Consider the following 10,220-nt stretch of genomic DNA (forward strand, 5'->3'; position numbering starts at 1 on the left):
GATGGGGCTGCCGGCCGATATCGCGAACAAGCTGCTGAACGAATTCGCGCATTCCGTCATTTCCATCTTCCAATGGTCGGTCATCCTGCCGGCCGCGGCGATCGTCTTCGTGTTCCTGATGGGCCGCATCGTCGCGACGCCGACCGCCGGCTCCTGCGGCATCATTCCCGGCGTGTTCGTCAGCTGCCAGGAACGGTTCGGCTGGAGCGACGAGACGATGACGTACGGCTTGTTCGCCGCGGGCGCCATCGGCTACGTCATCGCCAACAACTCGTTCGTCTCGGGCGCCGAAGGCGGCTGCCAAGCCGAGGTCGGCTCCGCGATCGGCATGGCCGCCGGCGCGCTGGCGGACGTGCGCGGCGCGAAGCCTTCGCAGGCCGTCCACGCGGTCGGCCTCGCGCTCAAAAACGCCCTCGGCCTCGTCTGCGACCCCGTCGGCGGCCTGGTGGAGGTGCCCTGCATCGTGCGCAACGGCTTCGGCGCCGTCACCGCGCTCGCCGCCGCGGACATGGCGCTCGCCGGCGTGCGCAGCGTCATCCCCTCCGACGAAGTCGTGCAGGTCATGCTCGAGGTCGGCACGGCCATGCCGGACGCGCTCCGGGAAACCGCGCGCGGCGGACTCGCGCAGACGCCGACGGGGAAGCGGATCATGGAGGAGTTAAGCAAGAAGAAATGATCGTCGGCGCCGCTATTCGAACGCGGCTAAACAGGCATGGCCCGAAGCCGGGCCATGCCTGTTCGACGTTGAAAGCCGGCTGCGCCCGGCGGCGAGCCGGGAATGCGGATCGGTCGGCTTTGCGGGACACGTACGGTTCTGTGGCCGGCTTGGGGGCGCACCGCTCAAGCGCAGTTTCCGAGTATGCTCCAACGCGGTACCCACGGTGCGGGAACCCATTCCGACGCCATGCTCCCGGTGCGCCTTCAAGCGTCGGAGCACCGCGTCTCGCGCGAAAGCCGCGGAACCCGTTCCGACGCCTTGCTCCCGGTGCGCTTTCGAGCATCGATGAGCACCGCACCGCGCGAAGGCCGCGGAACCCGTTTCGGCTCGCCGTCCCTGTTATCCCTTCGCGATCGGCCGCGACGTCGCGAGGCCGATCGTCCGGAACTCGCTGCCGAAGTTCACCGTCGGGTCGCCCTCGCGGTGCGGCCGGCACGCGCAATAGAAGTGATACAGCACGCCGTCGTGCAGGAGAACGGAAGGCTTATGGGCATGAATCTCGTCGAGCGCTCCTTCGCTTCCGTGGCGGAGGATCGGCTCTTCGACCTTCGTCCAAACGGTCAAATCGTCCGAAAACGCGATGCCTTCCTGCGCATGCCGCCCGTCGAAGCCGAAGAAGAACATGACCCAACGGTTTCCGTCCCGCACCACGAACGGATCGCTGACGAACCGCGAATCCCACCGGTTCCCGGTCACCCGAAGCACCGGATTGGCGGCGGGCCGCGTCCAGTCCGTCAGGTTCTTGGAGACGGCGTACCCGGTCTGCTCGATCCACGGCTCGCCTTCCGCGGCGCGGTTTTTCGCGTTGTAGAACAGGTAGAACGTCCCTTCGTGCTCCACCAGGCTTTCCTTGTACAACCCGCCGCGCTCCCATTCGGCGCCGTCCTCCGGCACGAGAACCGGCTCCGGCAGGCGGTTCCAGCGCAGCAGCGTTTCATCCTCCGTCCACGCGAGCCCGATGCGGCCCGGTCCGGCCTCGTAGCCGTCCTCCGGGTAGGTGTGGTAGACGAGCCAGTAGCGGCCGTCCCATTTTTTCAGCTTGGCCGGGCCTTCGAGGCCGTTCTCGCGCAGCAGCCAGCAGCCCGCCGTGTTGCGGCTGTCCCAGCCGTTGCCTTCGCCGCGCTTCAAAATCACGCCGTAAGGCGTCCAGTCCGTCAAATTATCGCTGACCGCCAGCGCCGTCTGGTACCCGGTGCCGTTGAAGCCGACGTGCATCATGTAGAACCGGCCCCCATGCTCGAACACGAACGGGCAGTCCACCGCCAGCTCGTCGTACGCCCCCGGCGCGCCGGAGCCCGTCAGCACCGGTCGGTCCCATTTATACGGCGTTAAATACCGGTCGAATCCTTCGTTCGTCATGTTAACGTTTCGCCCCCTTAACGCGGTTGTGCCGCTTCCCCATACATTCGGCAAAAGCGCTTACAACCCTTCTTTTGCATGCTTCCACTGCTCCGCGGAAGCGCCGTTCCCGTCCACCGGCTCGACAAAGGGGTTCAACTATTGCATGCTAGAGGTAACGATTGGCTAGACCCATACCAAGGAGGTAGTATCGATGGATTTGGCATTGAAAGGACGGACGGTCGTCGTGACGGCGGCCAGCAAAGGGTTGGGCAAGGCGTCCGCGCAGCGGCTGTCGCAGGAAGGCGCGAACGTCGTCATCTGCGGACGGCACGCGGAGACGATCGAGCAGGCGGCGGCCGAGATCCGGTCGGCTTCCGGCGGCGAAGTGCTGGCCGTGCGCGCCGACGTGTCCTCGGCGGCGGACGTCGAAGCGCTGATCGCGGCGGCGGCGGCGCGCTTCGGCCGGATCGACGGGCTCGTGTGCAACGCCGGCGGCCCGCCGCCCGGACCGTTCGAAGCAATCACGGACGAGCAGTGGGAAACGGCGTTCCAAACGAACCTGATGAGCGTCGTCCGGCTGATCCGTCTCGCGCTGCCGCATCTGCCGGCGGAGGGCGGCCGGATCGTCTACGTCTCCTCGACGGCGATCCGTCAGCCGATCCCGGGCCTCGTGCTCAGCAACTCGCTGCGGCTCGGCGTGCAGGGCTTGCTCAAAACGCTCGCCGACGAGCTGGCGCCCCGCGGCATTCTCGTCAACACGGTCGCGCCGGGCCGCATCGCGACGGACCGCGTCCGCTCGCTGGACGAGTCCCGCGCGTCCGCCGAAGGCGTCTCCTACGAGGACCGGCGAGCGGCGTCCGAACGGGAAATCCCCGTCGGCCGCTACGGCGAGCCGGACGAATTCGCCCGCTACGTCGCGTTTCTGGCCTCGCCGGCGAACAGCTACGTCACCGGCCAGAGCCTCATGGTCGACGGCGGGCTGGTGCGCGGCGTGTAGGCGGGATCGCGCGCTGGGTGGCGGCTGATGCGCCGCGTGCCGCGTGAGAGGCGCGTGCCGCGCGAGGGGCGCTCACGCATCGCGTGCCGCCGGAGCGCCGTCGGCGGACGGCGCGGGTGGCGCGGGTGGCGGCCAGTACCGCATGCTGCTTCGCCTCGCGCAATAATCGCACGAAAAAGCCAAGAAATCCCCCGATTTCTTGGCTTTTTTCGTGGCGCCTCGCTTGTTCGCGGACACAGGAGCCGCTATGTCGTGCGATTCGGGCGATTAGCCCAATGATTCGGACACACGTTCCGCTATTGGCCGCTGCCGCCCGATTTTTCCCGCCTCCGCGGGCCAATAACGGCTCCTGTGGCCGCGAAATCCGGAAAAGGCGCGATATGGCCCAAATAGCGGCTCTCCCGTCCGCCAATCTCGGCCGTAACGCTGCGGCCGACGCCGGCCCGAGCCGCGCCGGTCCGCCGCAGCCCAGCTGCAAGCCGATCGCGTTCGGCAATGGTCCAAGCCGGCCGGCCCGGGAGCTCGGCCGCCGGCCCATCACCGCCTCCGCTCCCCGCGCAACCCTTGCGCTATCCCCGGTCCTCCAGCAGCCCCAGCTGCTCCGCCCGGTTCAGCGCCTGCGTCCGCGAGGAGACGCCGAGCTTGCCGTACACGCGGGACAGGTACACCTTCACCGTCCCGAGGGACAGCGCCAGCTCGCCGGCGATCTCCCGGTTCGACGCCCCGCGGCGAACCAGGTCCATGAGCGCGAGCTCGCTCTCGAGCAGCGGCTCGACCAGCCCGGCCGGCTTCGCCTCCGCGGGAGCCGCCGCCGGGAACGCCGCCAGCAGCCGCGCGGCGTACGCGCCGTGCGGCTGCCCCGCCTGCGCCGCGTATGCCTGCAGCAGCTCCGCCGCGGCCAAGCCCTCGTCCGCGAAGCTCCGGACGTAGCCGTTCGCTTCGCCGACCGCCAGCGCCTCCCGCAGGGCGGCGAACCCGTCCGCGCGCCGGCCCCGCCCGTGCTCGGCCAGCGCCAGCAGCAGCGCGAGCTCCGCGAGGCTCGAGAGCAGCCCCTCGCGCTCGGCCTGCGGCTTCAGCCACGCCAGCAGCCGGATCGCGGCCGAGTATTTCCGCTGCCGCAGCAGCAGCCGCGCCAGCGTCGCGTATTCGTACTCGCGGTTGAAGGCCGGCTTGTCCTTCTCCGACAAGCCGAGCGGCGCGAGCGCCTTCTTGGCGTCCGCCGGCCGGTCCTCCGCCAGATAGACCCGCGCCTTGGCCGCGCGCAGGCCGGACAGCCACTGCGGCTCCTCGTGCGTCTCCGCCGCTTCCATGGCGAGGTCGATCGCCTCGTGCGCCAGCCGCGGCTGCCGGTCCGCGAGCAGCAGGCGCGCCCGCGTAATCGCCAGCGGCACGTACAGGCCCGGAAGGCCGATCCGGCGCGCGGCCGCCTCGAGACCGCGGGCATACGCCCGGCTGTCCTCCAGCCGGTTCCATTCGTAATACCCTTCGGCCAGCGACTGCCGCACGTAGAGGCCGATGAACGTCTCCTGCCAGCCGTGCGTCTCCAGCACGCGCAGAAACCCGAGCCCGACCGCTTCGGTATGCGGATTCAGCAGCCCCTTCAGCCCCAGCGTCGTCCGTCTCACGAGCGGCTCCGTCAGATTATAGTTCACGTCGTAGAAAATCCGGCTGTCCGGGAGCATGTCGGCCGACGCCCCCTCCGCGAACGACTGCCACCGCTCGAACCGGCCGCCGAAGAAAATCACGTTCGACTCCACGAACAACATCCCGCTCCGAACGGCCCGGCGTTCCGTTTCGTCCCCGATGCCGGCGAGCTGCCCCTTCACGGCCGCGAGCTGGCCCTCGGCAAGGTCCGCCTGCCCGGTAATGGCCAGGATGAGCGCGTACAGCAGCCGCATGTCCGCCGGCCACGCCGCGTCGGCCGGCAGACTGCCGAACCAGCGCAGCAGCGTGGCCAGCTCGCCCTGCCGGAACACCGTCGCGACGTGCCGCTCGAGCAGCGCGCGCGTCAGCGCGAAGTCCCCCGCCGCGATCGCGTGGTCGATCGCTTCGCCGAGCAGGCCGAGCGCGGCGCAGCTTTCGCTCGCCTTCCGGTTCGCCAGCAGCCAGCCCGCCGGATCGTCCCGCTTCAGCAGCCCCCGGAGAAAGGTCGCGAACAGCTGATGGTACCGGAACCATTCGCCCCGTTCGTCCAGCGGAATGAGGAAGAGCTGCAGCGCGTTCAGCCTGGCCAGCATCTCGCGCCCGTCAGGCCGCGCCGTCACCGCGTTCGCGGCTTCGGCGTTCATCCGGTCCAGCACCGACGTCGCGAGCAGGAACGCGCGGATGTCCGCGGGCAGATGGCCGAACGCCTCCTCGAACAGAAATTCCGCGACGTTCCGGTTATGCCCCTGAAAATCCGCGATGAATTTCTCCCGGTTGCCCTGCGTCCGCAGCGAGATAAACGCGAGCTGCAGCCCGGCGATCCAGCCTTCCGTCCGGTCCAAGAGCCGGTCCAGCTGCCGCTCCGACAGCGGCACGTCCGCCATGCCCGAGCCGTACGCCTCGAGCTCGTCCATCGTGAACCGCAGCTCCGGCACCGACACGTTCGCGCGTTCCTGCCGCGCCGTCCATTTCCCCGTCGGAAAAGGCAGCTCGGCGCGGCTCGCGATCAGCAGATGCGCATGCGGCGGCAAATAGTCGAGCAGATAGGCCAAGCCGCGATGGATCTCGTCGTTCGCGACCGCGTGATAATCGTCGAGCACGAGCGTGACGGGCGCCGCGACGGCGAACAGCTCGTTGATCAGGCAGTCGAGGAAGGTCGCGGCCGAGACGCTCGGCAGCGCCTTCGCAAGCGGGATGCTCCGCGGCAGCGAGCCTTCCGGCAGGACCTCGTCCAGCGCGTGGACGGCGTAGCGCCAGAACCGCCCCGGGTCGTTGTCCAGCTCGTCCAGCGACAGCCAGGCGGCGGGATGCCCCAGGCCGCGCGTCCAGGCGGCGAGCAGCGTCGTCTTGCCGTAGCCCGCGGGCGCGCATACGGCCGTCAGCCGTCCCGCCAGCCCCGCGTCCAACAGGCGGTGCAGCCGTTCCCGCTGCACGGCGCCGTCCCTCGCGTGGGGCGCGCGCATCTTTGTTTTCAGCAGCGTCCGGTCGATTAATGTGCTCATGGTACCTCCGTCGTTTCAGCAGCAAGCAGGCCGTTTTCGTCCATTTTCTCGCAAATTTCGCCAAAAAACAACAAGATTCCGCCGCCGTCCGCCTCTCCGCCGGCTCCGGCGGCGCGCGCAAAATAGATTCCCGGCACCCGGCACGGGCCTCTCACGTCTGCCGCGCCCTTTTAATATTTTAATAGAGAACGGCAAGTTCGTCCGTCAAGGAGGGAAGTCCAGCATGAGCAAGGAGATTCATACGCACCCGGCGGGCTACGCGGCAGGGAAGGTCGCCGTCGTCGGTCTCGGCTTCGTCGGCCTGCCGCTGGCGGTCGCGTTCGCGCGGCAGGGATTCGACGTCGTGGGCATCGATACGGACCAACGGAAGATCGGCGCGATTCGCGCGGGGAAAAGCTACATCCGGGACATCGCGGACGATGAGCTCGGACAGGCGGCGGGCGGCGGGAAACTGGCGGCCGCGACGGATTATGCCGAAGCGTCTTCGGCCGGCGCGGTCATCGTCTGCGTCCCTACCCCGTTATCTCCCGACAATGCCCCGGACCTCGGCTTTTTGACCGACGCCGCGAGCCGGCTCGCCCCCGTGCTGCGGCCGGGCCAACTGATCGTCATCGAAAGCTCCACCTACCCCGGTACGACGAACGACGTCGTCCGGCCGATATTGGAACAAAGCGGCCTTCGGGCCGGCACCGATTTCTTCCTGGCTTATTCGCCGGAGCGCGTCGATCCCGGCAACGACGCCTATCCGCTCCGCGCCGTGCCCAAAGTGATCAGCGGCGCCACCGCGCGCTGCCTCGAGCGGATCCGCGACTTGTACGGCCACGTCTTCGAGCGGCTGGTGGCCGTATCCTCGATGGAAATCGCGGAGACCGCGAAGCTGCTCGAGAACGCGTACCGGCTCGTCAACATCTCGTTCATTAACGAATTCGCGCAGCTCTGCGACGCGCTGAACCTGAACGTCTGGGACGTCATTCGGGCGGCGGCCACGAAGCCGTACGGGTTCAGCCCGTTCTACCCCGGTCCCGGCATCGGCGGGCACTGCATCCCGGTCGATCCGCTCTATTTGCAATGGAAGGCGGCGCAGGCCGGAACGGAGAGCCGGTTCATCGCGCTGTCGCAGGCAGTGAACGACGCGATGCCGGCTTACATCGTCGGGCGGGTGCAGGCGCACCTGCCCGCGGGCAAGCCGTTATCCGGCGCGCGCGTCCTCGTCTACGGGGTCACTTACAAGCGGGACGTGCCCGACGTCCGGGAATCCCCGTCGCTCGCGATCATCGAGGCGCTGCGCCATGGCGGCGCGGACGTCCGCTACCACGACCCGTACGTCCCGTCGCTGCGCCTCGCGGACGATACGACGATGAACGGCGTGCCCGTCACGGCGGAGGAGCTCGCGGCCGCGGACTGCGTGCTGATCCTGGTCGATCACGCCGCGCTGCCGGAGGCGCTCATCGCCGGGCACGCCCGGTTCGTGTTCGACACGCGCAGCCGGATCCGCGCCGTGCGGGCCGGCGCGAAGCTCGTGACGCTGGGCGACGGCACGCCGACCTGATCCGGTCGCAAGCCCGGCGTCGATACGGCTTCGTCCCGGCAGCGATCCTTGCCGCGTCCGCCGCCGGAGACGCCGCGCTTCGCCGCTCCCGCATCGGGAAGGTCTAACGGAATTCGTCTCTTGCCGTATCGTCGTACTAGCTCTTCTTCCTGCCCTGCCCGCGGTTCCGTCTTCGCTTCCGATTCTTGTTTCGTCTCCGTCCGCGCCGGGTTCCCCGCATCTTCTTCGGCGCCTTGCCGAAATCGACGGCGACCTTGCCGGTCGCGTCCGCGATGCGCGGAGCCAGCAGGACGGCGCTGATGCCGCACGAGATCAGGGCGATGTCGAAGCGGCTCCTCAGCGCCCTCACCCGCCTCATGGTCCGTCCCAGCTGCCGATAGTGGGAGAACGGAATCGTCGCGGTCACCCGCAGCCGGTACGGCTTTCGCTCCAACTGCGCCTTGACTTCACCCGGTTTGGCGGTGACGACGAGGATGCGCTTGCCCCGGAGGATGCGCCGGAAGCGCGCCTTGCGGACCGCGATCCGATTGAAGCAGGCGTGGCAGGTCACCTGCGGCGCTAACCCGAAGTGCAGGAAGACTTGGTTCGTCAACGGCCGCTTCAAATACGCGGGCGCGTTGATCATGCGGTCGCCGGGCGGCAATACGCCGACGATGTCGGCGCGGCGAATGGCGTCCGCCACCTGATCCCTCAGCTTCAGGCTCGGAAACGGGATGCCTTTCCGGCCTTTCTTGGCCTGGATCGCCCACTGCTCCCGCATGACCCGGCGCTGCGTCCATACGGAAGACTGGGCCAGCACGATATTTTCGCCGTCTCCGACCCGAACCAGGGACAGCGGCCGCTTGTTCTTGAGCGCGCGCCCGATGCGGGACAACGTCTGGTCGATCGTCAAACGAACGCCTATGGCCATGGCACTCCCTCTTTTCCGTTGCGTTGCGGCCCGATTGGCCGGCCACCTCAGTATACGTGGGCCGCCGCCGCTCCGGATGGGTCATCGTCCAGCCGGGAAGGAAAAATGTTCGCCGCCGTATTGGGGTAGCGAATCGCTTGGACGCCTATGAACAAACCCCGAACGACGCCTTCTTGCGAGGCCGTCCCCGGGGTTTGTTTAATTGGCTGCGCGAAGCGGCGCCGCTTGTCTCCAACCCGCATCCGGTATAAGATGATACCAATCCAGGATTCGGGCAAACGCGACTTTTATGCAGGGGAAACCCGACGCTCATGCAGGAGGAACCCGCGACCGCCATAGCAAGGGTACCTGACGTTTATACAGAGTTCAGGCCGGTCAAGCAGATCATGAACGACATTCATGGGGCACGGCTTTATGCGCAGGAACGCGACTTCAGGACAGGAGGTTCAGGACGATGGCGATTACGCGCCCGATTAGGCAGATGCTCGGCAAGGACTTGTTCGATCCCGCGCTTCCGATCTTCGTCAACCGCGCCGTCGAGACGTTTCAGCTGACGGAGCACCGGCACGATTTTCTGGAGATCAGCTATGTCGGCGAAGGAGCGGGTACGCACCATGTCGGCGCGGAGACGTTTCCGGTGGCGCACGGGGATATTTTCTTCCTGCCGGTCGGCATCTCGCACGTCTTCCGGCCTTCGACCGCCGCGCCCAAGCATCCGCTCGTCGTCTACAATTGCGTCATCGCGCCGGAAGCCGCGCGCCGGCTCGCCGAAGCGGTGCCCGGCGGAGAGGCGCTGCTGCCGCTTCTGGCGTCCGGCGGCTGCCGCCGGTTTCGGGACCCGTACGGCGAGTTTTACCGGCTCATTCAGCGGCTGCATTACGAATACTTGACGGACCAGCCCGGCCGGGAGGCGTCGCTTCACCAAGGCGTGCTCGCGCTGCTGCTCTGCCTGTTCCGGCTGGATGCCCGCCAAGGCGGCGAATCCGGGACCGCCGTCGCGTCGACGCGCTTCGAGACGGTCCTCGAGACGATCCACGGCCGCTTCGACCAGGAACTGACGGCCCGGGAGCTCGCCGCCATCGCCGGCATCGGGGAGCGCCAGTTCCACCGGCTGTTCGCGAAGCAGGCCGGCATGCCGCTCAAGGCGTATCACCAGAACGTCCGCATCCGGGAAGCCTGCCGGCTGCTGCGCACGACGGACCGCAAGATCAGCGACATCGCCGCGGCCGTCGGCTACCAGGACATCGCGTACTTCAACGCGCTGTTCAAGCGAAAGAACGGCATGTCGCCGCGGGCGTACCGCAAAGGCGAGCCGGGCTGACGGCGCCCGAAAGCGGCGCCGCTTGCGGGCGCCGAAGCTGCGGGATCGGAAGGGCACACGCTTGAACTCCAGTCGCCGGGTCATCGCGGAAGCCGGCCTCTGGCTGGGGAGAGGGGGGGGGGGGGGGGGGGGGGGGGGGGGGGGGGGGGGGGGGGGGGGGGGGGGGGGGGGGGGGGGGGGGGGGGGGGGGGGGGGGGGGGGGGGGGGGGGGGGGGGGGGGGGGGGGGGGGGGGGGGGG

At 68.1% G+C, this 10,220-nt stretch carries 8 protein-coding genes; 4 read left to right on the forward strand and 4 right to left on the reverse strand.

Annotated elements, in window-relative coordinates; all coding sequences use genetic code 11:
* Positions 1-676 (forward strand): L-serine ammonia-lyase, iron-sulfur-dependent, subunit alpha (sdaAA, locus tag I8J29_RS32865; protein WP_208851479.1); only part of this gene is annotated, 676 nt, incomplete at its 5' end.
* Positions 677-1,057: 381 nt separating this feature from the next.
* Here the strand turns inward: sdaAA and I8J29_RS32870 are convergent.
* A complete protein-coding gene (locus I8J29_RS32870) occupies positions 1,058-2,077 on the reverse strand; it encodes a glycoside hydrolase family protein (RefSeq protein ID WP_208851480.1) in 1,020 nt (339 codons plus the stop codon).
* Between the two features lie 193 nt (positions 2,078-2,270).
* Between I8J29_RS32870 and I8J29_RS32875 the strand changes: the two genes are divergently transcribed.
* On the forward strand, positions 2,271-3,056 hold the full coding sequence (locus I8J29_RS32875) for an SDR family oxidoreductase (RefSeq protein ID WP_208851481.1): 786 nt from the start codon (positions 2,271-2,273) through the stop codon (positions 3,054-3,056).
* A gap of 569 nt (positions 3,057-3,625) precedes the next feature.
* Here the strand turns inward: I8J29_RS32875 and I8J29_RS32880 are convergent.
* Positions 3,626-6,202, reverse strand: coding sequence for a winged helix-turn-helix domain-containing protein (locus I8J29_RS32880; RefSeq protein ID WP_208851482.1), 2,577 nt, complete (start codon positions 6,200-6,202; stop codon positions 3,626-3,628).
* Positions 6,199-6,339 carry a hypothetical protein gene (locus I8J29_RS32885; protein WP_208851483.1) on the reverse strand — a complete coding sequence of 47 codons (141 nt, stop codon included), beginning with the start codon at positions 6,337-6,339 and terminating at the stop codon, positions 6,199-6,201. Before I8J29_RS32885 ends, I8J29_RS32880 begins: the two co-directional genes overlap by 4 nt.
* Positions 6,340-6,425: 86 nt before the next feature.
* Between I8J29_RS32885 and I8J29_RS32890 the strand changes: the two genes are divergently transcribed.
* The gene (locus I8J29_RS32890) at positions 6,426-7,751 is read left to right on the forward strand and encodes a nucleotide sugar dehydrogenase (RefSeq protein WP_208851484.1); all 1,326 of its coding nucleotides are present in this window, start codon (positions 6,426-6,428) and stop codon (positions 7,749-7,751) included.
* A gap of 136 nt (positions 7,752-7,887) precedes the next feature.
* Here the strand turns inward: I8J29_RS32890 and I8J29_RS32895 are convergent, their stop codons facing one another.
* A complete protein-coding gene (locus I8J29_RS32895) occupies positions 7,888-8,661 on the reverse strand; it encodes a GT-D fold domain-containing glycosyltransferase (protein ID WP_208851485.1) in 774 nt (257 codons plus the stop codon).
* Between the two features lie 454 nt (positions 8,662-9,115).
* Here I8J29_RS32895 and I8J29_RS32900 point away from each other — a divergent pair, with 454 nt between their 5' ends.
* On the forward strand, positions 9,116-9,982 hold the full coding sequence (locus I8J29_RS32900; protein ID WP_208851486.1) for an AraC family transcriptional regulator: 867 nt from the start codon (positions 9,116-9,118) through the stop codon (positions 9,980-9,982).
* Positions 9,983-10,220 lie beyond the last annotated feature (238 nt).

Origin of the sequence: Paenibacillus artemisiicola, from assembly GCF_017652985.1 — a bacterium.
GTDB classification, from domain to species: domain Bacteria; phylum Bacillota; class Bacilli; order Paenibacillales; family Paenibacillaceae; genus Paenibacillus_Z; species Paenibacillus_Z artemisiicola.